Genomic DNA, 22460 nt, shown 5'->3' with positions numbered 1-22460 from the left:
AGGTTTATAATACTTTGCTATTCATTTCATTGTACTTGATTTTGAAGTAGTCAACAAGTATAAGAATCACGGCCAGAACCGGTACGGACAAAATCATCCCCATAACACCGAAGACGCCGCCGCCGATTAAAATGGCAATGAGAACCAGAATCGGACTGAGCCCCGTCTTGTCTCCAATGAGCTTCGGTGCGAGGAGGTTGTTTTCCGCCCATTGTACCAGCACAAAGAGAATAGCCACCCACATTGCTTTGAACGGCGACTCCATCAGTGCGAAAAGCACCGCCGGCAAAAAGCCCATAAACGGTCCAATATATGGGATGATGTCCGCAATCATGGTGATAAAACCGATGACGACGGCAAAATCCACTTGCAGTACCAGCAGATACAGCATAGTTAAAAACCCGACAAAGACAGCAAGAAGCAGACGCCCTTTGACAAAATTCAACAGCGCCTGGTTGATATGAGTTGCCAAATAGAGCGCATCGTCTTTGTAATGCTCCGGCAACCCGGCTACGAAGCGTCGTTTAAATTTATTCTTATCTACAGTGAAGTAGAAAGAAAAAATGAACATGAGGACGATGCGAAGCAGCTTCGAGAAAACCACCCCTACACCGCTGCCTACATTTTTTAGGGAATCGATAAGGGAATCCTGAATCTCTAAGACACTTTGAGATATAGCGTTGTTCGCCTGACGGATGATCTGATTTAAATCCAAGCCCAAATTGTTATTTTGAGCGACCTGCCCGATGAGCTTGTTAAACCAGACGTTGGAACTCTCCAAAAGACTTGGAAGGGTCATAAGTAAATTTGTCAGTTCATTGATGGTCTTCGGTATGACAATGACAAGTAAGATACCTAAGATCAATGCCATACTCACATAGACGATCACCACCCCCCAGTTTCGGGGAATAGAGTTGGTCTCTAAGTAAGTGACTACCGGATTGATGACAAAGGAAAGAATCACTCCGAAAAAGATGGCCCACAAGGTGTCCGCCACCACGGAATATTTTCCAAGAATCAAACGGAACACATAGAGTACCACCAGGGCGATAAAAACCTTCATGACCGCTTTTAAATCCACACGAATGCGCTTATCCGCCGCAATGAACCCATTGCCGATATTGATCAGATAATAAATTGACAAAAAAAGCAAAATGGAAACCAGCGCCGCCGTCCCTACTACGAAGAACTCCGGCGTGAGATTGCCCACATTAATTTGATCCAATTTCAGTTGTTCCACAGCCTTCACCTCAGTTCTTTGATACTCTCTATGATTATATCAGAAGCTTGCTGAATTTGCTGTGGCGTATTCATGTGATTGATGGAAATTCTCAAGGAATTTTTGGCAAGCTCATCACTGAGGCCGATAGCTTTTAACACATGAGACGGATAAATGGAACCGGAGGTACAGGCAGACCCTGAAGAGGCCCATACGCCTTTCATGTCCAGCTTCATCAGAAGCATCGTACTGTCCACGCCCTCAATGGATACATTGATAATTCCCGGCAGGTGATGAGATACACTGCCATTGAAATGCACGCCAGGTATCTTCAACAGACGCGTGAGCATCATCTCCCGCATAGCCGCCACCTTCTTGACATTGTCTTCCATATGAGCTCGCGCCTCATCAAAAGCCTTGGCAAAACCTACAATAGACGCCACATTTTCCGTGCCTGCACGGCGTTCTCTCTCCTGCTGTCCTCCGTGAATGAGGGGATTTATGCCCACCCCGTCACGAATGAAGAGGGCGCCGATCCCCTTCGGACCGTGAATTTTGTGAGCAGAAAAACTCATCATGTCCACCGGAAGCTTCGACAGGTCAATTACCATACTTCCAAGAGCCTGCACGGCGTCCACATGAAAGTAACAATCCCGGTCTTTAAGTATCGTGCCGATGGCTTCGATCGGCTCCACAGTGCCGAGTTCATTGTTGGCATACATCACACTCACAAGTGCCGTGTCGTCCCGAAGCTTTGCCTTGAAGTCTTCCACATCCACAACGCCGTCGCCATCCACACGGATGACGTCCACTTCCACACCCTGCATGCGGAGAAATTCCGCTGTCTTGAGCACCGCTTCGTGCTCAATCGGTGTGGTCAGGACGTGACGCCGCGTCCCGGTGAGGACGGACTTCAGTGCCCAGTTGTCCGCTTCCGACCCGCCGGAAGTGAAATAAATTTCATGGCTTTTGACACCCAGATGACCTGCAATGGTATCTCTTGCTCTTGTAATGGCCGCCTTAGCCGCTTTCGCTCCGCTGTACACTGACGAAGGATTAAAAAAATTCTCCGTGAGATACGGCATCATCGCTTCCAAAACCGTTGGTGAAAGAGCGGTCGTTGCAGCATTATCTAAATAAATTCCCATAGCTACTCCATGTCTGCCAACGTCACCGAGTCCAATACGCCGTCAAGCTTCGCTTGGAGATTGTCCAAAATGGATTTGGTCGCACAGCTGCCCATACAGTCCTCACCGCGGCATTCACTGCTTTTGCTAGAACAACTCAGCGCAATGTCTCCTTCCAGTGCATTTAAAATACTGCCGATTTTAATTTCTTCCGGGGATTTAGTCAGCGTGTATCCACCTTTTGCCCCGCGAATACTGGTCACCAATTTGGCTTTTTTAAGAAGGGAAAAGAGCTGTTCCAAATAGGCTTCCGAGAGGTTTTCGTCTCGTGCAATCTCCCGAACGGCTAAAGGCCCTTTCCCATAATTCTGTGCCAAGCGGTGCATGGCCATAAGTCCATAACGACCTTTGGTGGAAAGTTTCATACGATCACCTAACTTTCAAAACTTTGCGTGCTGATATCTTTCTCGATCATTTCCTTCAAGGTGTACCATGGCAGCACGGCGCATTTCACTCGAGCAGGCAGATTTTTGATAGACTCAAAAGCCACGGCATCGTCCAATTCGTCCAATTCATCAGGGTCGTCAATCTCACCCTTGACCATGGCAATAAACTTCACCGCCAATTCGTGAGCTTTATCTGCATCCAGGCCTTTAATCGTGTCAATCATAATGGATGTGGACGCCTGAGAAATGGCACAGCCTACGCCGGTATACGACGCGTCGACAATATTCTGTGCATCGACTTTCACCTCCAGGGTGATTTCATCGCCGCAGGACGGATTATGCCCCAGCTCGACAAAATCCGGATTGTCTAAATGGCGACGATTGCGTTTGTTTCGGCTCTGTTCCAAGATGAGCTCGGTATAGATGTCATTGAGATTCAAGACCTAACAGCCTCCTTACTTCCTGTAACTTATCTACGAAATAGTCCACTTCTTCAAAGGTATTATAAAACGCTAAGCTGGCACGACAGGAGAAGTTGTTTCCCAATGCCCGATGCAGAGGTTGTGTGCAGTGATGTCCGCTTCGTACGGCGATGTGGTAACTGTCCAGAATGCTTGCCACATCGTGGGGATGAGCCCCTTTGATATTAAAGCTGAGAACCGGACTGCGCCGCGCATTGTCCGTAGTATAAACCTCCACGTAGTCCAGAGCTTTGAGCTTATCATACGCATAGGTTGTCAGTGCACTTTCGTATTCGAAAATCTCCTCCATGCCAATGGCATTCAGATAGTCAATAGCCTTAGCCAGCGAGACTGCGCCGCCGACATTGACTGTACCGGCTTCAAAACGCTGTGGCGACGGCGCAAACGTCGCGTGATCTTCATAGACATATTCGATCATTTCTCCGCCGTACATAAAAGGCTTCATAGTATTTAACAGTTCGAGTTTGCCATAAAGCACACCAATACCCATAGCTGATACCATCTTGTGGCCTGAGAACACAAAGAAGTCACAGCCTATATCCTGCACATCCACTGCGTGGTGCGGCACGTACTGAGCGCCGTCCACAATGCAAACCGCGCCGCAGACTCTCTTGACCTTTTCAATCATAGCCTTGACATCGGGCATGGTCCCCACCACGTTGGACGCGGCAGTAATAGAAAAGAGTTTGGTGTTCGGTGTAAGTTTGGACGCCAACTCCTCATCGGTGATTTGCATATGCTCATCAAGACGCAGAATTTTTAAGACAGCGCCGGTTTTTTCCGCAACATATTGCCATGTGACAAAGTTGGAATGATGTTCCATAATGCTGATGAGAATTTCGTCGCCCTCAGTGAGATGCTCAAGGGCCCAACTGTAGGCAATAAGGTTCAAGCCTTCCGTGGCATTGCGCACAAAGACGCAGCTTTCCGCCTCCGGTGCATTTAAAAATTCGGCCACCCGCGCTCTTGCCCCTTCATAGGCATCGGTGGCGGCGATGGCAAAGTGATGCGCTCCGCGGTGAGGGTTGCCGTTACTGTGCTGATAGTAGTCGGCAATACTGTCGATCACGGCTTCAGGCTTTTGCGTCGTAGCGCCGTTGTCAAAGTAGACATACGACGTAGCAGCTAAATACGGAAAGTCCTTACGAATGGTTTCGATTTGTGTTTTTGTTAACATGACATCCTCACAATTCCTTGTACTGTGGCCATCAACTCATCGCGAAGCGCCTCATCTTCCACAGCGTCAATGGCGCTTTGAAATTTGGAGAGGACGATGAGGGACCGTGCCTGAGCTTCGTCCAAACCGCGGCTCATCAGATAAAATAACAGCTCGCCGTCAATTTTCCCGGCACTGGCGGCATGGTTGCCTTCCACGTCATCCTCATGGGTGAGCAACACCGGCACGGACAGACACCGCACGGCGTCATCCAAAAGAATGGCATACTCTTCTTCCGAACCTTTGGAACCGGCGGAACCTTCAATAAAGTCCAAGGTGGACTTGAGATTTTTGTACGCCCGATCCTTTAGCGCACCGTGAATTTGCACATCGGAGACGCTTGCTTTCCCTTCGTGACGGACATCATAGAGCATATTGAGACTGTGATCGCCAAAACCGAAATATATGCTGTCCACCTTCAGCTGTGCCGCTTCGCCTCGGAGCGCCACCTTCAAGTTGGCGTAGAGATCCACAGAACCCACTTCATATTGGTAGATGTTTAACTGTCCGCATTCCTCCACCTCTCCGCCAATGCTTTCGATGACGGTACTGTCCGCTTCCAATTGCACCACATAGAGATTGAGCGTTGCTCCCTTGCCCACGTGGACACGCACAAAGGTGTTGCGATAGTCGGATTTGCCCCGATAGTTGAGAATCACACTGACAGACTCGCCGTCTTTTGCCACGATGTCTATGAGCTCTGCACCTTGTGCGCCGTCTCGATCCAGACGAGTACCGGCTTCAATTTTTGTATAGCTGCTGTACTGAGTCTCGGCTTGATTGACCGCAACCTCAGAAAAACCGAATCCGGACCCGATAGGGCTCGGCATTCTTTCTTTTATGTGTTCTGTCAGTTCCGGCACGTCCAGTGTGATCCCGTTCACATTGGACGATGCAAAGGTGGGAAAAGACAGTTTATTTCCATAATCCTTCATAGCGCTCCTATCCAATACTTCCTTCCAGCTCCAAGCTGATTAAGTTGTTCATTTCCACAGCGTATTCCATCGGCAGTTCTTTGGCAATCGGCTCGGCAAAACCTCGAACGACCATGGCCTTCGCTTCATTTTCCGAAATACCTCGGCTCATTAAATAGAAGATAACTTCGTCGGAAATGCGGCCGATCTTCGCCTCGTGCCCCAAATCCACATCCCGGTTGTGAATGTCAATCACAGGAATGGTATCGGATCGCGACTCAGCATCCAACATCAATGACTCGCAGGAGACGGCACTCTTCACATGCTTAGCCTGAGGTGCCACACTCACCAGTCCCCGATAGACGGCAATACCGCCGCTCTTTGAAATGGACTTGGAATTGACAGTGGAGGTGGTGTGAGATGCCGTATGAATAGCCTGAGCACCGGTGTCGATGTACTGTCCCGCGCCAGCAAAAGAGATGCCGGTATACTCGCTGTTGGCATATTCCCCTTTGAGCACCGACGTAGGGTAGAGCATGGACACTTTGGAGCCGAATGACCCGGATACCCATTCAATCTTGCCTCGCTCATCCACAATGGCCCGCTTGGTATTTAAGTTGTACATATTTCGGGACCAGTTTTCAATGGTGGAATAGCGAAGGGTGGCATTTTTACCCACAAAGAGCTCCACCGCTCCGGCGTGAAGATTCAACACGTTATACTTCGGCGCTGAACAGCCCTCAATAAAATGGCAGTAAGCATTGTCTTCAATAATAATAAGCGTGTGTTCAAACTGTCCCGCCCCCGGCGCGTTGAGTCGAAAATAGGACTGGAGCGGCACGTCCACTTTCACCCCTTCCGGCACGTAGACAAAAGACCCGCCGCTCCACACCGCATAGTGGAGTGCGGCATACTTATGCAGGTTCGGCGTGATACACTTTTGGAAATATTTTTTCACAACCTCAGGATACTCCCGAAGTCCGGTTTCAAAGTCGGTGTAGACCACCCCCTGATCCAGAAGGTACCTTTGAATGTTGTGATAGACGACTTCCGAATCGTACTGAGCGCCGACTCCGGAGAGCATAAATTCTTTTTCCGCTTCGGGAATTCCCAGCGCATCAAAGGTGCTTCGAATATCCTCGGGAACATTCTTCCAGTCGTCAGTCAACTCGGCATCGGGACGAATGTAAGTGGTGACTTTTTCAATATCCACTTCACTGAGATCTGGACCCCAAGAAGGATTGTCTTTTTTGTTGAAGATCTCCAGCGCTTTTAAACGAAGCTCAAGCATCCACTCCGGCTCGCCTTTTTCTTCGGAGATTTGTCGAATAATACTTTCCGAAAGTCCTTTTTCCGTCTTGGAACGATACTTCACCGCGTTCTTAAGGTCATAGATGCCCCGATCCATTTCCTCAACGTGAGTGCGTTGCTTTGCCATTATTTCACCTCTTCTCGAATCCAGTTAAATCCTTTGGTTTCGATAGCATCAACAAGACTTGCGTCGCCTTCTTTGACAAACTCGCCATCGATAATGACATGGACAAAATCCGGTACAACGCTGCGAATAAGCTCTTTGTGGTGGGTGATAATGACAACAGCATTGTCATCAGATTTATAGCGGCCAATACCTTCAGAGACCACCCTCGTGGCATCGACATCCAGACCGGAGTCCGTCTCATCTAAAATGGCCAGCTTCGGATTGAGTACCAACATTTGTAAAATTTCATTCTTCTTCATCTCGCCGCCGGAGAAGCCTTGATTTAAATAACGGCCGGCATAGGATTCATCAAAATCCAATCGATCCATTTCCTTCTTCAGTTCCTTTTTAAACTTCAAAATCGAAATGTTCTTATCTTCAATGGTGGACTTGGCAGTGCGAATAAAGTTTTCCACCGTAATGCCACTCACTTCCATCGGGGTCTGGAAGGACATAAACATACCTTTTCGTGCCCTTTTGTCCGTTGAAAGATTCGTGATGTCCTCCCCATCTAAAAAGATGTGTCCCTCGGTCACGTCATACTCCGGATTGTTCATCAAGACGTTGGCGAGGGTGGATTTCCCGGACCCGTTAGGTCCCATAATCACATGGACCTCACCATAATTAATTGTCAAATTTATATTTTTAAGAATGGTCTTATCTTCCACACCGGCAGATAAACTCTCAATTCTTAACAATTCCCGCTTCATAATGCCTCCTCTAATTAATTCATAGCAAACCACTACGATTTTTACACCGCTCATTATAACACACTCATCTGTAATTTCATAGTAAATCACTAGGTAAAAGCTCGACGCACCACAAACTTCAGGGGCTGAGCTTTACATGCCCCAATGATGGACGTATAATCATGGTGAGGTGTTCTATGATTCACTATATTTTTTTAATTTTCGCCCTGATCTTTTTATTTTTTTCCTATTTATGCTCTCTTATTGAGGGCGCTTTTCAAACCTTGACGACATTCAAAATCAAAGACTTGGAAAACGAAGGATTGCCCAACATCGATATTATCAGAAGTCTGAGCGGTGAAGTGTCCACTTACAGCGCCCTTCGCATATTGGACTTCCTCGCCAACATCTGTACCTCGACGTGTCTTGCACTCTTCTTTTACTTGCGCTTTCGGTGGGCAGGTTTTTTTGCCACTCTAATCCTCTATCCCATCATCATTATTGTCGTAGGGGAATCGTGGCCGAAAGCTATGGGAACACAAAACTATAAAAAAATCGTGGCTGCCCACGGAAAGACCCTCAAAGCTATAGTCACCGTTACCACACCGCTTCGAGCCATGAACCATGCGCTGGCGGAAGGTCTCATACGCCTTGCAGGCGGGGACAAAAATTTCGAAGAACCCCGCATCACAGAAGACGAGATTTTTGATGCCTTGAGTCTTGGCTACGAAGAAGGCATTTTAGATAAAAGCGAATCCCGAATCATCGAAAACGTCATGGATTTTCGCGGCACCTTAGTTAAAGATATTATGACACCGCGCACGGACATTGTCGGGGTGGATGTGGATATGACCTACGATGAGATTGTGCGTCTGGTTCAAGAGGAATCTTTCTCACGCATGCCGGTATACGATGAGGATCTGGATACCATCTACGGCATCTTGCACGTCAAAGACATCTTAAAATTCAATTCATCTTTTGTCCTGAAAGACCATTTGGATATTTTACGTCCACCGTTTTTCACTTACGAATTCAAAAACATCGCGCCGCTCTTTAACGAGATGCGCAGTAAACGCGTTTCCGTCGCCATTATTACCGATGAGTACGGCGGTACGGAAGGCATGATTACCATTGAAGACTTGATCGAACGCATCGTCGGTGCCATCTCCGATGAATTCGACACCACTGAAGATGAAGAGTTTCGCAAAGTGGGCCCTAAAGAGTACCTCATCGACGGAGCCATGAACCTCTCCGACATCAACCGCCGTCTCGACCTTGAGCTCCACAGCGACGAAACCGACTCCATCGCCGGATTTCTCATTGAAAAGCTGGACCGCTTCCCGACACAGGGTGAAGTGATTGAGGAAGGCTCTCTGAAGTTCGTCATTCACAAAAGCACCAAGAACCGCATCGAACGTGTGTTACTGAAATTTAACAGCTGATGCGACCTCGCCACTATGATAACCTGTCACGAAAGCCTTCGGGCTTTCTTTTTTTGACTTCCATCAATCCTCTTATTTTTCCTACTGCTCAGAGAACGAGTCCGCTTTAGACGAATAACAGACGTTTTTGTCAACTTTAAGATTTATTTGCTATTTTCCAGCTCTAAAGCAACGGCTTTTAGCCTTTTCCCACCGCTTCAGCCTTCCAGCTTTTCCGTCCGGGTCAAAAGATGACAGTATGGAATCTTTTTCCTCATTTTTGAACCGTATTAAATCTTTTTTCTACAGTAATAAATAGACTGAAATTAGGCTGAGAAGGTATAAACTTACCCCATAGAAATTCGGAGTACAGATGAAAACGTGTTCATACTTTACAACTTCACCTGAGTTATGTGCTCTCTGTCCCGAAAATTAAAAAGAAAGGATGAATTTCACTATGAATGAAACTCACAAAACTGTTAGACTGCCTAACGTGATTGAGGCCCTTATTCCTATCCTCGTCATGGTTGCACTCATGCTCTACGTATTTGGCGGCGACTCCGGATATGACGGTGCTCACATGCCGCTGATTATCGGTATCACGGTTGCCTGTCTCATCGGTCGCCTTTGCGGTCATACCTTCTCCGATATGCTCGCCGGTATGCTCGATCGTCTGAATGCTTCAATGGAAGCGATTCTCATCTTACTTACTGTAGGTCTTTTGGTCTCCAGTTTCATGATTTCTGGCACCATTCCGGCTCTTATTTATTACGGACTTAACTTACTTACTCCACAACTGTTTTTACCTGTAGGTGCCATCCTCGTCGGTATCGTCGGACTTGCCTGCGGCTCCTCCTGGACAGCTACCGCAACTATCGGTATCGCATTTATGACTATCGGTGCCGGCCTCGGTATCAGCCCTGCACTCACAGCAGGTATGGTTATCTCCGGTGCTTATGTCGGTGATAAATTCTCTCCTCTTTCCGATACCACCAACCTTGCTGCAGCCGTTTCCGGAACCGGTCTTTTTGACCACGTTACCGCCATGGTTTCCACCACCGGCCCGGTATTTATTATCGCGCTTATTCTTTATGCCATCCTCGGTATGAATATCAATGTATCCAACTACGATCCTACCATTGCTGCCGGCATCCAAGAATCTCTTGCAGCAAACTTTAACTTAACACCGTTGGTACTTCTCCCAATTTTGGTTATCATCATCGTTTGCGTTATGCGTGTGCCTGGTCTGCCAGGCGTTATGATCTCCGTACTTACCGGTGTCGTATTCGCTCTGATTTTCCAAAACAAAGGCTACACACTTGGCGATATGTTTAATATCCTTCACTACGGTCCTGAACTTCAAACCGGCAATGCTTTTGTCGACGAAGCTCTGGCTAAAGGTGGTATGGATCACCAAATGTGGACTATCAACCTTATTCTCCTCGCCGTTTCTTTCGGTGGTGCTCTGGAACGCTGCGGTTCTGTCGATCGTCTCTTCGGCGGCATCAAAAACCGCATCAACTCTGTCGGCAGCTTAGTTGCTACAACAATGCTGACTTCCATTTTCTGCGATGCTGCAATGTGTGACCAATTCCTCGGTATTGGTGTACCTGCTCCACTTTACGCTGATAAATACGACGAACTCGGTTTAGCACGTAATATGCTCTCCAGAACCCTTGAAGACGCCGGTACCCTTTGGGCTGTAATGTTCCCATGGACCGCCTGCGGTGCTTATCAAATGAATACCCTCGGCATCAGTCCGTTCGCATACTTCCCATTTGCCTTTGTCAACCTGCTCAACCCAATCTTTGCAGCAGCTATGGCATTTATGGGTCGCAACATCTTCTGGGCTGACGGTTCTTACACTAACATCTTCGGCAAGACTGTTATGAAAAAAGCTGCCGAAGCACCTGAAGAAGCTCACCGCATCGCTATGAAAGCACTTGAAGAAGGTCGTGCAGCCGGTAAGATTCCTCAACTTAGCAAATAATGTAGCATGAGTAACTTACCTTGGACCAACGTAAACGGAGCCAAATATTTGAGCTCCGGCAAGACAGAACATAGTGAATGGAGTGTGCGAGGCGGTTGGATGATGGCTGTGGTACTCATTGCCGCAGGTCTGTTTACACCCTATCGCTTTACAAGCATCTTCGGCATTCTCTTTGTCCTGGCCCTACTGATGAAAAAAATCGTAGCGGTGACGGAACGGGGTTTGGAGATTTTCCATGAGATGTACATCACCACCAGCTACGAATTGTGGCCTTGGGATGTCATCGATGCACTGACCTATGAACCCGATCCGAAAAACGGCGACAAGGTGTTGCTCTACTTTACCAAAGATGTTCGCACAAAAAAGTTATCGTTTCCGAAGGCCTATCGCGATCCCATCGTTCAGATGGCAAAACGCCAAAACAAATCGATTAAAATTTATGACGGCGTCAAGGAACGACAACTGATGAAAGGTTAACACAAAACCCGGCTTCGTATAATTAAGCCGGGTTTTATTATGGGATATTATTTTATTTGATAGCCGTCATAGAGACGCACCATCACCAGAAGAGCTTCCTGCACGCTGACAGTGCCTTTCGGATTAAAGACGCTGCCGCTTTCGCTCATCAAACCTGCGCTGACCACTTTGCCGATGGCATCTTTCGCATAGGGACTGGCAAGATTACTATCGCCGACTACAGCCGAACCCTGAAGTTTGTCACCTAAAAGACGTGCCGTACTCACAGCCATATCTTCTCTGGTTAACGGTGACGCAGCAGCAAAGTATTGCGGTCCGTAACCAGTCATAATCCCAAGAGCCTGAGCTTGAGACGGATAGTCCGTCGCCGCATCAGTATAGAGGCTATCATGACCGTGAGCTCTTCCCAAACCGGCAATCTCTGCCGTTTTAACCAACATCTCCGCCAACTCTTCACGGGTCACGCTTCGGGTCATATCATTCAGTGCCGTTTGAGGAATGATATGCAGATCCTGAGCCACATAAAGGGCTTCCCGCGCCCACGGACTGGCATTTTTAAAGGACGGAAAACTGCCGATGCTCACTTCCGATGAGAATGCACTCTCCTGCCCCGAAAAGTCATAGCGAACTCGAAACTTGTAGCCGGTAGCTTCGTCATCTGCAAAGCCTTTTAATTCATCTTGCGGTATCGTAATACTTATAGTCTCTGCAGTGTCATAAGGCTTGGTCAAGACTTTGCCCCGGCCGGAAGACCACAAACTGCAATTACTCATGACATCCACTTCAAAAGCGGCTTGTGTCACATTTTTAAACGATCGCTCTGTATTGTCGAATTTGAGCACATAGCTGTCCTCTGCCGTGGTAACGGTCAAGTGAGCCGGCGTTTTGATCGACGCACCATACACCGAGCCGGTGAGGGACAGACATAGAGCCAAAATTCCAAATAATTTCTTTTTCATGTTTCACCTCGAGAGTGTAGTGTATCATGTTGCGGCAGTTTTTTCCATATTGATATCAATTTGTCATTGATTTGTAATTTTTGAACAGTTCCCGATCTTCTCAATGGGATTGAATAGGTTGGCAACTACGAGTTTCTCCCATATCTTCTAAAAGAGTAAAATCAATTTGTTCCGACGACCATTTGGAGTTTAAGCTTATCATGTATTTTATTCTTTATCGCATCAGTAGATTTAGTCTTTCTTCCCCTAAATGATGGTTCATATCTAGTGTCTTTATCTGCTTCTATAGCTTTGTAAGTTCTTTTGCATCTCTGAAGTTCTGTAACAATTGTAAAGTGATGAAAATTTAAAATTTTCGCTATTCCTCTAGAAGAATAGCCTTTATAACTTAATACCTCTATCTTATTTCTATCGTTTAGCGTAGGATATCTCTGACTTATATTGACTTCAGTGTGTGATTTCTATTTATTACTATTTACACGAAGTTAGTATGAGTTTTTACTTATCAAAAGTATCGCATTTTACAACCTAACAAAAACCAATGTTACTGATATACTTAGGTAGGTTTATCTTATGAAATATTTTAGGACTCTACGTAATAATTTGAATTACTATGATAAAATTATGGTGATTTAATAAGAGGAGGCTATTAAAATGGATTTTTCACCCAAAAATTTAGTAAAAATTGTTTACTTAGCAGTTTCATCTTAATTTTTTTTAAATAGATTATATTATGGCTCGATTAGGCGTTGGATCAAATAGTTTAAATTTAATCTCATATAGTATATATTACCTTTATTTTTTTCATAGGCTACGACATTATTAAGAACTGGTGAAAGTATTAAATACATCTCTTAATTAAAATAATACATTGGCGAAAATAAAAATATCTAGCAATTATGCTAGATATTTTTATTTTAATAGGAATCATGCAATAAGTATACTCCGTCACAGTAATTTCCAACTTGTATTGGTTGTTTAACTTCAACTTGTCTTCGTCCTACTACAGTTCCATCAAAATAATCTACAAATTCTCTATAAATAATTTTATAGGATGGTGTAAATTCAATATGTTGAACTTTTCCTTCCGGCACGTCAAAACTTGCTGAAAAACTACTATTGCTAGAAGTTGACCAAGCTCCACCAATTTATACTTTATCATCCCATGATAAATTTATATTTGCTGTATATGAAAAATTTGCTGAATATCCTATTGAAATAGTGCCAGGTCCTTTTATGTCTGGAGATACTGATTTAGTAAGTTCCCACATAAATTCTCTTGGCTTGTCACCTGTTTTATTAAAAACTGCCCATGAGCCTGCATTTCTCATCATAACTGCACTATCTTTGTCAGGTGTAATCTCTGTGCCATTTCGCATGATCTCGCCGACTGAACAAGTTGCCCTACGAGATTTTTTCATATAAAAAACTGCCGGCTTCTGCGGCAGTTTTAACTCATTCTATTACTTCACACACAAAACTAAGTCATCATCCTTCGCATCTACAACGACAACCGAACCGTCAGTGACGTCGCCTCGGATAATGGCACGGGAAAGCTTGGTCTCCAACGTGCTTTGAATATACCGTTTCACAGGTCGTGCGCCGTACTGCGGCGAGTAAGCTCGCTGCAGAATATGCTTTTTCGCCGCCTCTGTAATGGTTAAGGTGATCCCTCGATCTGCCAGACGCCTTTCGATGCCTGCGACGGTCTGTCCGATGATTTCAAATATTTGATCCCGCTGCAGCGGCTTAAAGAGTACGATATCATCCACACGGTTCAAAAATTCCGGTCTGAAGTGACGTCGCATCTCTTGATCTACCGCATCACGAGCTTTCTGAGAAATCTCACCGTCAGCATCAATGCCTTCGAGCAAATAGCTCGAGCCAATATTGGAGGTCATGATGATGACGGTATTTTTAAAGTCCACGGTACGACCCTGGTTATCCGTAAGACGTCCATCATCCAAAACTTGAAGAAGAATGTTGAACACATCCGGATGAGCCTTTTCAATTTCATCAAAAAGGACGACGGCATAAGGCATACGACGTACGGCTTCTGTGAGCTGGCCGCCTTCATCATAACCGACATAGCCGGGAGGTGAACCCACCAGTCGGGACACAGCATGTTTTTCCATATACTCGCTCATATCGATGCGAATCATATTCTTTTCCGAATCGAAGAGATTTTCCGTCAAAGCTTTTGCCGTTTCCGTCTTGCCCACCCCGGTAGGCCCGAGGAAAATAAAGGAGCCGATTGGCCGATTTTCCGACTTCAGTCCGGCTCGTTGACGAAGCACGGCATCAGCAATGGCATCCACCGCTTCATCTTGACCGATGACCCGCTTGTGGAGGATGTCCGACAGATTCAGAAGCTTATCCCGCTCCGACTGTGCCAATTTTTCCACAGGAATCCCCGTCCATCGGGATACGACACCGGCGATTTCATCTTCGGTCACCACTTCTTTGACCATGGTGATGTCATTGCTTTTGGCTTCCATGGCCCTGAGCTCTTCTTGCAGTTTAGGAAGTTCACCGTACTTCAATACCGAGAGCTGTTCCAAGTCATAGTTACGCTCCGCCTGTTCAATGGCGGTCTTTGTAGCATCAATTTTTTCTTTAAGCACCTTCAAATTGTCAATGGCATTTTTCTCACTTTCCCATTTGGCTTTCAGTTCATCAAAAGTGACCTTTTCTTCAGCCAATTCCTTTTCCAATTCGTCCAAACGCTTTGCGGAAATGTCATCCGTTTCTTTTTTCAATGCTTCTCTTTCAATTTCCAACTGCAAAATGCGTCGGCGCACATCGTCAATTTCTGTCGGCATGGATTCAATCTCCGTACGAAGCATCGCACAGGATTCATCCATTAAGTCAATGGCTTTATCCGGTAAAAATCTGTCGGAAATATACCGATCCGATAAGATGGCCGCCGCAATAACCGCAGCATCACTGATTCGAATGCCGTGATAGATTTCATACTTTGCTTTTAATCCCCGAAGAATGGAGATGGTGTCTTCCACTGTCGGTTCCTGAACCATAACTTTTTGGAAACGACGCTCCAATGCCGGATCTTTTTCGATATACTTGCGGTACTCATCCAAGGTGGTCGCACCAATGGCATGTAACTCGCCGCGCGCCAACATGGGTTTGAGCAGATTGGAGGCATCCATAGCACCTTCCGTCTTGCCGGCGCCTACAATGTTGTGTATTTCATCAATAAAGAGGAGTGTATCGCCGTCGGATTCTTCCACTTCTTTTAACACCGCCTTTAAACGCTCTTCAAACTCGCCTCGGTATTTGGCCCCTGCCACCAACGCCCCCATATCCAGCGAGAAGATGGTCTTCTGCTTTAATCCCTCAGGGACGTCCTGATTCACAATACGCTGAGCCAAACCTTCTACAATGGCGGTTTTCCCCACGCCGGGCTCTCCTATAAGAACGGGATTGTTCTTCGTGCGTCGTGAGAGAATGCGGATGACATTACGAACTTCCTCATCTCTTCCTATGACCGGATCCATTTTGCCCGAGCGGGCTTCTTCCGTTAAATTGCGTCCATACTTGGACAGCGCGTCATAGGTGCCTTCCGGATTATCGGTCGTCACATGCTGATTGCCTCGAATCTTTTGGAGCTTCGAAAGGAAATCATCTTTAGTGATGCCGTATTGAGCAAAGAGCGCACCTCGATCCTCTTTACTTTCAAGCAGCGCAATATACATATGTTCCACGCTTAGATAGGAGTCCTTAAACTGTGTCATCACCGATTCAGCTCGATCGAGCACTTTGAGAAAAGACGGTGCCTGATACACAGACCCGGACTGTTTCGGCAGCCGTTCCAGTTGCGTCTTAAGGTCGCCTCTGAGGCTTTGAACCTCCACATTCATGGTTTGCAATACCCTTGGAATCAGTCCGTCCCCATCCTCTAAAAGTGCGGCGTGAAGATGAATAGGTTCCACCTGAGGATTGCCATATTCACGAGCAAGATCTCCTGCCGTCTTTACCGCTTCAAGAGACTTTTGCGTAAATTTTTCTAAATTCATGCGTTACTTCCCTCCAATTCTTTCAACGCGCGGTAGTGCGCTAACTGTGCTTCCGTTAAATGCTGGGGATTCATCATACGAAATTGGATGTAGAGATCCCCCTCATTGCCTTTCATATCACGAAATCCCTTGTGCGGAATACGCATTTTATTCTTAGGCTGATACCCTTCCGGAATCTTAACCTTGATCTTCCCTTCAAGAGTTTGGACCATCACCGTGTCGGACAACGCCGCCTGCCACGGATAGATGTCCACTTCCTTCACGATGTTCAACCCGTCCAGCTCCTCTTGAGTTCCTGTCTGGATATCAATCTTAAAGAGAATGTCGCCATGGACACCATACTTGTCCCCTTTGATTTTAATCTTCTTGCCCGGGGTAATGCCCCGAGGCACCTTCACCGCAATCTCAACAGGGCGTCCTCCCACATCCAACGTGACATTTTTTGTGGTACCTCGGTACGCTTCGTCCAAAGTGATATTTAAACTCGTATCGTATTTTTGTCGAAATGTCTCCCGTCCGCGACTGGCCCCCCCGGAGAAAATATCCTGAAAATTGAAGCCGCGTCCACGATGGGCGTCAGACCCGAAAAAAGTTTCAAAAAAATCGGAAAAGTCGCCGGTGCCGGATGTGGTGTAAGAATAGCCATACTGAGACGGATCAAAGTTCGTGCCGTTTTGAAAATCATAGTTGGATCCGAAGGTGTCATATTTTTGCTTCTTGTCCGGATCAGAAAGCACTTCATAGGCCTCTGTCACTTCTTTAAACTTCTCTTGTGCCGCAGCATCGCCGCCATTGACATCCGGGTGATATTTTTTTGCCAACTTTCTGTAGGCGCGCTTAATGGCTTTCTCATCAGCATGCTTATCCACCCCTAATATTTCATAGTAATCTCTATATTTCATCGTGCCTCCTAATATTTGACCTTCTTTGACCTTGATTACATTATACTCAGTTCTTCTCTGTTTTGCAAGAGTTATCCACAATTTCTTTCATGTCATAACACTTTTTTCGCCAATAAAAAAAGCGGCCAGAGCCGCTGTCGATTGAAACTACACGGTAAGAAATGTGCCCACCGCAAGAATCAGACCGTCATAAAGCAGATGTGCCACATAAGAGACAGTGAGATTCCCATAGCGAATGTAGGCTGCGGAAAGTCCCAGACGCACAAAACCGACACCCACCACAGCCTGCACCCAATTATAATCGTAAGTGCTCAGATGCAAAAGGCCGAAAAGGAGCGACGAGCCAACCCATGCCAACATCAAACGTGTCGGCGCTTTAAAAGGCAGCTTATGGTAGAGACATAAAAACCAAAGGACAAAAAAGAGTTCTTCCGCAATAAGCTGCACCGCCAACACGCCAAGGATAATCCAAAAGCTGTCCGGACTCAATACTTCCATCACAGAATGTTCCACAGCGCCAAATCGGGAAACAATAACGGCCGACACAATGGCACAGATAAAGGTGAGGAGCGTATACTTTAAAATGCCAAGCAATGCCTTTGGTCTCGGCCACTTAAAGAGCTCTTTATAGGCAAAAAGATCCAAAGGCAGCACACTGAAAAAGCCTACCGCCGTGATGCCGATACTCAGCATCGGATGCATCGTCCCCACCGCACCGGTAATGACATAGGGCAGTGTGATAAGACAGAGTGCAATGATGTAGCGTGTAAGTGCTACATCGCCGAAAGGAAAAAATCCATAGGTTGACACATCTGACAACGGTGCCTTGTCTTCTTCACACAGATTCTGCGCCGTATCAGTTGAATTGATTGTCTCATCAGACACTGCCATGTTCTTATCTTTTTTCATAACTGCCTCGCTTTAAAGTAGTTTACCTCCTTTCCCCGATAAATGCAAGACTGAGGCCGTAGCTGATGACCGTGTTGATGACAAAAGCAATAATGAGTGTCGGAACAATCCCTATAGCAGAAAATACCGAGACATCCGGCATCCCAAACAGTTGTACGAAAAGCCATCCAAGACCGACAAGCGCAACGACAACCGCTACAATGATCGGACCTATAAGTATCACAAACTTTTGAAGGGGCAATTTAAATGCCAGGCTCAAAATCCACGCATAAGCCATCATAATTCCTGCGGCAAATCCCAAAACAAAATCCGCATCAAAATCCAAGTGAAAACCAAATTCTGCCGCACCGATAAAAAGCCCGAGATTGATAAGAGCCAAAGCACAACAGATGAGATACATGGCAAAGTAACTCCCTACAATTTCACCTCGTGTGAGCGGCGTCGCCTTAAAATAATCCAAACTGTTGCTTTTTTCCTCTTCACTAAACACCTTGGGGAACACCGCCATCATACCTGAAATGACCATGGTCGTGGCGATTTCCAAATTTTGCGAAAAATAGACTACCACAAGTCCCAACAGTAAAAGAAGCAACTCCGATTTCAACACACTGTAACCAAGATATACTTTTAAGCGATATATTAAAGCGCCCATGTCGTCTCCCTTGTTTTTGTAAACTTCATCAATAATCCGTTGGAAACTAACGTCGCCAGTAATAACAATCCCGCCAGAATAAAATTATTATGGTTAGTGACAAAGGCGGTAAGCTGCGGTGCAAAAGAAATTTGTATCAGAATCATGCCGACATACAACACAATATAACCGTAATACACCCATTTGCTTCCAAAGATCACTACCGCAATCGTATATAGACTCCCCAGAAGGAGAACCCCCATCCCCACGGCAATAAAGTTGCTCAAACTGTTCACATTGTGGAGCAGGATAAATTGTATGACACCAAACACTGCTATCATCCCGATGACCAACAGGTAGAAGCCTCCCAGCACCCCTTTACAATAGTCCGTCAAATTGAGGGGTGACGCCTGAAGATACTGTACAAAGCCACTTCCTCTGTCTTGCACCACAATTTGCACGGCAATACTGCTGACAAAAAAGAGAGTCATGGTGCTGATGAGAATCACTATCTCGGAAGTGACGCCGACTTTCCAGACCGCACTGATACTGTTCATTTGCGCCATCACAGTGAAGAACAGGATATAGAAAAGATTCTGCCTCACATAGATAAAAAAGCGTATCAATATGCCTTGCATCATCGTTCACCTCGCGAAAGAAAAATCATAAGCTCATCCAGCTCAACAGTATCCACATCAATTTGAGGATGCATCGCCTTAAACGCCGGCACGTCACTGATCAGCACATCGATCGAATAGTGATTTTTGATGTAGCCTTGTACATACTTCTTATCCAAGGCTTCAAACTCATCGGTTGTCAAGCGGAGAATACCGTATTTTTGATACAGTTCATACTTTTCTTCAGATAAGATAATGGCACCATCTTGAATAAAGGTAATATAATCCGCAATCTTCTCCAGATCGGAATTAATATGGCTGGAAATCAGAACGGAATGGTTCTCATCTTCCACAAAACCCAAAAGAATATCCAAAATTTCTGAACGGGCGACCGGGTCGAGTCCACTGGTAGGCTCATCTAATATGAGAAGTTCCGGACGAATAGCCAAAGCTTGAGCGAGAAGCATTTTGATCTTCATACCTTTTGACAGGGCTGCATACTTTTTGTTGCGAGGCAACTCAAATGTCTCCAAAAGCTCAAAGTAATAGGACGAGTCCCAATGGTGATAGACTCTCGATAAAATTTTATCCGCATCGGCACCGGTGACAAAATTGCCCAAGTGGACATCATCCAATACAAAACCTATCCGCTGTTTCGCTTCCAAAGTCAACGGCTGATCGTTCATGAGAATGGTGCCATTATAATCCACCATGCCTAATATCGCTTTTATCGTAGTGGTCTTTCCGGCACCGTTGCTGCCGATAAAGCCCATAATTGTTCCCTTCTCAATGACAAAGCTCACATCTTTGAGCGCAAAATCTTTATACTGTTTACTGACGTGATTCACCTGGAGTACATTCATAATACACCTCTTCAAGTAATTCTTCTAAATCAGCTTGTGTGAGTTGATGCTGCAACGCAAATTCCACACAAGTTCGGAGTAGTTGTCGTGCTTCGGACCGTATGCGTCCTTTCTGTTCTTCCCTCGATGTCTCGGATACAAAGCTACCGCGACCGGCTAAGGTATAAATAAATCCCTCCTGCTCCAAGTCGTTAAACGCACGCTTGGTGGTGATGACCGAAACGCCGAGATCTTTAGCCAGCGACCGCATCCCAGGAAGCGGATCATGACTGCTCAGCTCTCCCGAAGCGATGAGCCCTTTGATCTCCTGCTCAATTTGTTCATAAATGGGAAGTGGGCTGGATTTTTTAATAATAATATTCAAGTTTCACCTACCGTATATACTGTATATATACACTATAACCTTTTATAATGACACTGTCAACACCGGAAATAAAAAAATCCGTCAAGCCTGCCGCTCAACGGATTAAATGCATTTTTAAAGTTAGCCTAAAATCATCGTCCCGACAACCCCACCAATGATGAGGAAAATATCATAGGCAATAAAGGTCGGTACACACGTATCCCAAATGTGATTGTGTTGACCGTCTGCATTCAAACCGGACGTCGGTCCCAGTGTGGAATCCGATGCCGGAGAACCTGCATCCCCAAGTGCGGCAGCAAGACCGATCAGCAAAATGATAGTCGGTACTGAAAGACCAATTTGAAGTCCCAAAGGCACATAGATCGAGGTGATAATCGGAATGGTTCCAAAAGATGTCCCGATACCCATGGTGATCAACAGTCCGACCAAAAGCATAATGAATGCTGCAACAGGTTTCGAACCGGACATATAGGTCGCCGCCGTGGTAACAAGTTCTTCAACAGCGCCGCTGGTTCTAAGGACATTGGCATATCCCGAAGCCACCAACATCACGAAGGCGATAAAACCCATCATGCGGATACCGCCGTCCATAACGTCATCCAAGTTTTTCAGCTTCACACATCCGGTCAGAAGCATGGTAATCAGTCCGCCCAGTGCGCCTAATGGAAGGGATTCCGTCACTGCAGAGATGACCGCCGTAACGATACATCCGATAAGAGCGCCCCATGATTCACGGGTCATAGTCACTTCGCCCTCAGCATCATCGGCCCCCATGACAGGCAAATCTTGATAGTCACGATCTTTTCTGTATAAGAACAGCACCACGACGATTAACCCGACCAACATCGCGAGACCGCCAATCCACATGACGCTGCGCGTATCCGCTACAGTGACAGGCAGACCGGCTTCAGTGATATTATCGACAAGCGTTTGGTGAAAAATCAGACCAAAGCCCAGGGGAATGGAAATATACGGCGCCTTCAAACCAAAGGTCAGCGCACACGCAATCGCACGGCGGTCAATCTTAAGCTTGTTAAAGACCGTAAGCAGCGGTGGAATGAGAATCGGAATAAATGCAATGTGAACCGGAACTAAATTTTGAGAAAAGCAGGCAATAAATGCCAAGGCAAAAATCAAAAACATTTTCTTTCCGGACAACACGCCGGCAATCTTTCGGGCAAGAATGGTCCCCAGACCACTTTGTGCCAGACCCACGGCAAAAGCTCCCAACAAAATATAACTTAGCGCCGTATTGGAGTTGCCGCCCATGCCGCCGACAAGTAAGTTGATAATGGAATCGTCGCCTTCGATGAGCGGCATACCTGCGCTAAATCCTGCCACAAGGGTCGATACAATGATCGCTAAGAGCACATTGAATTTCATCAAGCACAGAATGCACATGACAATAACTGAAATGACAACGGGATTAAATAAGATCATATACTTTCTCCTTCTTTGGTATTTTAATTATGGTATAAGTATAATTGATACTCATCAATAACGTGTCCACAGATGAAAACGCTGACTTATCTTAAATGATTCTAAATTGAGATAGTACGTTATAACATTATAATGTGATGGACGTATTTTGATAAATTATACTTTTTCATTTGCCGTTTCGTCCAATGTTCGTCCACAAACACAGATGTGTTCGATGCCCTCCACTGATTAAAAACGATTCACCGCAAAATTTTTATTCGCCGCGTCGTCGTGACAACTTCCG

General features: G+C 46.0%; 22 protein-coding genes. 3 read left to right on the top strand and 19 right to left on the bottom strand.

Annotation, left to right across the window (positions count from 1 at the left end; genetic code table 11):
* Window positions 1-4: 4 nt before the first annotated feature.
* The 8 genes from O6R05_RS01940 to sufC are packed head-to-tail and all read right to left on the bottom strand — an operon-like array spanning window position 5 to window position 7591.
* Window positions 5-1240, bottom strand: coding sequence for an AI-2E family transporter (locus O6R05_RS01940; RefSeq protein WP_271191857.1), 1236 nt, complete (start codon window positions 1238-1240; stop codon window positions 5-7).
* A 5-nt stretch (window positions 1241-1245) separates the two neighbouring features.
* Window positions 1246-2367 carry a cysteine desulfurase family protein gene (locus O6R05_RS01935; RefSeq protein ID WP_271191856.1) on the bottom strand — a complete coding sequence of 374 codons (1122 nt, stop codon included), beginning with the start codon at window positions 2365-2367 and terminating at the stop codon, window positions 1246-1248.
* 2 nt (window positions 2368-2369) lie between these two features.
* Window positions 2370-2771: an RrF2 family transcriptional regulator gene (locus O6R05_RS01930; protein ID WP_271191855.1), complete on the bottom strand. Its 402-nt coding sequence runs from the start codon at window positions 2769-2771 to the stop codon at window positions 2370-2372.
* An 8-nt stretch (window positions 2772-2779) separates the two neighbouring features.
* Window positions 2780-3232 carry a Fe-S cluster assembly sulfur transfer protein SufU gene (gene sufU, locus O6R05_RS01925; RefSeq protein ID WP_271191854.1) on the bottom strand — a complete coding sequence of 151 codons (453 nt, stop codon included), beginning with the start codon at window positions 3230-3232 and terminating at the stop codon, window positions 2780-2782.
* Window positions 3219-4451 carry an aminotransferase class V-fold PLP-dependent enzyme gene (locus O6R05_RS01920; protein WP_271191853.1) on the bottom strand — a complete coding sequence of 411 codons (1233 nt, stop codon included), beginning with the start codon at window positions 4449-4451 and terminating at the stop codon, window positions 3219-3221. The genes sufU and O6R05_RS01920 overlap by 14 nt, the downstream gene beginning before the upstream one ends.
* On the bottom strand, window positions 4445-5425 hold the full coding sequence (locus O6R05_RS01915) for a SufB/SufD family protein (RefSeq protein ID WP_271191852.1): 981 nt from the start codon (window positions 5423-5425) through the stop codon (window positions 4445-4447). The genes O6R05_RS01920 and O6R05_RS01915 overlap by 7 nt, the downstream gene beginning before the upstream one ends.
* 7 nt (window positions 5426-5432) lie before the next feature.
* Window positions 5433-6842 (bottom strand): Fe-S cluster assembly protein SufB, encoded by a 1410-nt coding sequence (sufB, locus tag O6R05_RS01910; RefSeq protein WP_390904733.1) that lies wholly within the window; start codon window positions 6840-6842, stop codon window positions 5433-5435.
* Window positions 6842-7591, bottom strand: a complete 750-nt coding sequence (gene sufC, locus O6R05_RS01905; RefSeq protein WP_271191851.1) for a Fe-S cluster assembly ATPase SufC — start codon at window positions 7589-7591, stop codon at window positions 6842-6844. The genes sufB and sufC overlap by 1 nt, the downstream gene beginning before the upstream one ends.
* A gap of 176 nt (window positions 7592-7767) precedes the next feature.
* Here sufC and O6R05_RS01900 point away from each other — a divergent pair, with 176 nt between their 5' ends.
* The 3 genes from O6R05_RS01900 to O6R05_RS01890 all read left to right on the top strand — a co-directional run bounded on the left by O6R05_RS01900 (window position 7768) and on the right by O6R05_RS01890 (window position 11458).
* Window positions 7768-9012 (top strand): hemolysin family protein, encoded by a 1245-nt coding sequence (locus O6R05_RS01900; RefSeq protein WP_271191850.1) that lies wholly within the window; start codon window positions 7768-7770, stop codon window positions 9010-9012.
* 436 nt (window positions 9013-9448) lie between these two features.
* Window positions 9449-10981 (top strand): Na+/H+ antiporter NhaC, encoded by a 1533-nt coding sequence (gene nhaC / locus O6R05_RS01895; protein ID WP_271191849.1) that lies wholly within the window; start codon window positions 9449-9451, stop codon window positions 10979-10981.
* 6 nt (window positions 10982-10987) lie between these two features.
* The gene (locus O6R05_RS01890) at window positions 10988-11458 is read left to right on the top strand and encodes a hypothetical protein (RefSeq protein ID WP_271191848.1); all 471 of its coding nucleotides are present in this window, start codon (window positions 10988-10990) and stop codon (window positions 11456-11458) included.
* A 47-nt stretch (window positions 11459-11505) separates the two neighbouring features.
* Here the strand turns inward: O6R05_RS01890 and O6R05_RS01885 are convergent, their stop codons facing one another.
* The 11 genes from O6R05_RS01885 to O6R05_RS01840 form a co-directional block, all read right to left on the bottom strand.
* The gene (locus tag O6R05_RS01885; RefSeq protein ID WP_271191847.1) at window positions 11506-12417 is read right to left on the bottom strand and encodes an S-layer homology domain-containing protein; all 912 of its coding nucleotides are present in this window, start codon (window positions 12415-12417) and stop codon (window positions 11506-11508) included.
* Between the two features lie 161 nt (window positions 12418-12578).
* Complete coding sequence (locus O6R05_RS08290; RefSeq protein ID WP_390904744.1) at window positions 12579-12818, bottom strand: hypothetical protein; 240 nt, start codon at window positions 12816-12818, stop codon at window positions 12579-12581.
* Window positions 12819-13565: 747 nt separating this feature from the next.
* Entirely contained in the window at window positions 13566-13838 is a 273-nt protein-coding gene (locus O6R05_RS01880; RefSeq protein WP_271191846.1) for a hypothetical protein, read from the bottom strand.
* A 42-nt stretch (window positions 13839-13880) separates the two neighbouring features.
* The gene (gene clpB, locus O6R05_RS01875; protein WP_271191845.1) at window positions 13881-16451 is read right to left on the bottom strand and encodes an ATP-dependent chaperone ClpB; all 2571 of its coding nucleotides are present in this window, start codon (window positions 16449-16451) and stop codon (window positions 13881-13883) included.
* On the bottom strand, window positions 16448-17353 hold the full coding sequence (locus O6R05_RS01870) for a J domain-containing protein (protein WP_271191844.1): 906 nt from the start codon (window positions 17351-17353) through the stop codon (window positions 16448-16450). Before O6R05_RS01870 ends, clpB begins: the two co-directional genes overlap by 4 nt.
* A gap of 147 nt (window positions 17354-17500) precedes the next feature.
* Window positions 17501-18262: a CPBP family intramembrane glutamic endopeptidase gene (locus tag O6R05_RS01865; protein WP_271191843.1), complete on the bottom strand. Its 762-nt coding sequence runs from the start codon at window positions 18260-18262 to the stop codon at window positions 17501-17503.
* A 22-nt stretch (window positions 18263-18284) separates the two neighbouring features.
* Window positions 18285-18914: an ABC-2 transporter permease gene (locus tag O6R05_RS01860; RefSeq protein WP_271191842.1), complete on the bottom strand. Its 630-nt coding sequence runs from the start codon at window positions 18912-18914 to the stop codon at window positions 18285-18287.
* Window positions 18902-19498: a hypothetical protein gene (locus O6R05_RS01855; RefSeq protein ID WP_271191841.1), complete on the bottom strand. Its 597-nt coding sequence runs from the start codon at window positions 19496-19498 to the stop codon at window positions 18902-18904. The genes O6R05_RS01860 and O6R05_RS01855 overlap by 13 nt, the downstream gene beginning before the upstream one ends.
* 32 nt (window positions 19499-19530) lie before the next feature.
* Window positions 19531-20373 (bottom strand): ABC transporter ATP-binding protein, encoded by an 843-nt coding sequence (locus O6R05_RS01850; RefSeq protein WP_271191840.1) that lies wholly within the window; start codon window positions 20371-20373, stop codon window positions 19531-19533.
* Complete coding sequence (locus O6R05_RS01845) at window positions 20342-20737, bottom strand: GntR family transcriptional regulator (protein WP_271191839.1); 396 nt, start codon at window positions 20735-20737, stop codon at window positions 20342-20344. The genes O6R05_RS01850 and O6R05_RS01845 overlap by 32 nt, the downstream gene beginning before the upstream one ends.
* A 120-nt stretch (window positions 20738-20857) precedes the next feature.
* Window positions 20858-22177, bottom strand: coding sequence for a Na+/H+ antiporter family protein (locus tag O6R05_RS01840; RefSeq protein ID WP_271191838.1), 1320 nt, complete (start codon window positions 22175-22177; stop codon window positions 20858-20860).
* Between the last annotated feature and the right edge of the window lie 283 nt (window positions 22178-22460).

The organism is Peptoniphilus equinus (assembly GCF_027921445.1).
Lineage (GTDB): Bacteria > Bacillota > Clostridia > Tissierellales > Peptoniphilaceae > Peptoniphilus > Peptoniphilus equinus.
This window is presented reverse-complemented; position numbering and strand designations above follow the sequence as displayed.

Excerpts from the sequence above, each read along its gene's own strand:
- O6R05_RS01840 (WP_271191838.1), bottom strand. The coding sequence starts at position 22,177 with ATGATCTTATTTAATCCCGTTGTCATTTCAGTTATTGTCATGTGCATT.
- clpB (WP_271191845.1), bottom strand. The coding sequence starts at position 16,451 with ATGAATTTAGAAAAATTTACGCAAAAGTCTCTTGAAGCGGTAAAGACG.
- O6R05_RS01880 (WP_271191846.1), bottom strand. The coding sequence starts at position 13,838 with ATGAAAAAATCTCGTAGGGCAACTTGTTCAGTCGGCGAGATCATGCGA.
- O6R05_RS01890 (WP_271191848.1), top strand. The coding sequence starts at position 10,988 with ATGAGTAACTTACCTTGGACCAACGTAAACGGAGCCAAATATTTGAGC.
- O6R05_RS01920 (WP_271191853.1), bottom strand. The coding sequence starts at position 4,451 with ATGTTAACAAAAACACAAATCGAAACCATTCGTAAGGACTTTCCGTAT.
- O6R05_RS01860 (WP_271191842.1), bottom strand. The coding sequence starts at position 18,914 with ATGGGCGCTTTAATATATCGCTTAAAAGTATATCTTGGTTACAGTGTG.
- nhaC (WP_271191849.1), top strand. The coding sequence starts at position 9,449 with ATGAATGAAACTCACAAAACTGTTAGACTGCCTAACGTGATTGAGGCC.
- O6R05_RS01935 (WP_271191856.1), bottom strand. The coding sequence starts at position 2,367 with ATGGGAATTTATTTAGATAATGCTGCAACGACCGCTCTTTCACCAACG.
- O6R05_RS01900 (WP_271191850.1), top strand. The coding sequence starts at position 7,768 with ATGATTCACTATATTTTTTTAATTTTCGCCCTGATCTTTTTATTTTTT.
- O6R05_RS01870 (WP_271191844.1), bottom strand. The coding sequence starts at position 17,353 with ATGAAATATAGAGATTACTATGAAATATTAGGGGTGGATAAGCATGCT.
- O6R05_RS01915 (WP_271191852.1), bottom strand. The coding sequence starts at position 5,425 with ATGAAGGATTATGGAAATAAACTGTCTTTTCCCACCTTTGCATCGTCC.
- O6R05_RS01850 (WP_271191840.1), bottom strand. The coding sequence starts at position 20,373 with ATGAATGTACTCCAGGTGAATCACGTCAGTAAACAGTATAAAGATTTT.
- O6R05_RS01865 (WP_271191843.1), bottom strand. The coding sequence starts at position 18,262 with ATGAAAAAAGATAAGAACATGGCAGTGTCTGATGAGACAATCAATTCA.
- O6R05_RS01885 (WP_271191847.1), bottom strand. The coding sequence starts at position 12,417 with ATGAAAAAGAAATTATTTGGAATTTTGGCTCTATGTCTGTCCCTCACC.
- sufC (WP_271191851.1), bottom strand. The coding sequence starts at position 7,591 with ATGAAGCGGGAATTGTTAAGAATTGAGAGTTTATCTGCCGGTGTGGAA.
- sufB (WP_390904733.1), bottom strand. The coding sequence starts at position 6,842 with ATGGCAAAGCAACGCACTCACGTTGAGGAAATGGATCGGGGCATCTAT.
- O6R05_RS01930 (WP_271191855.1), bottom strand. The coding sequence starts at position 2,771 with ATGAAACTTTCCACCAAAGGTCGTTATGGACTTATGGCCATGCACCGC.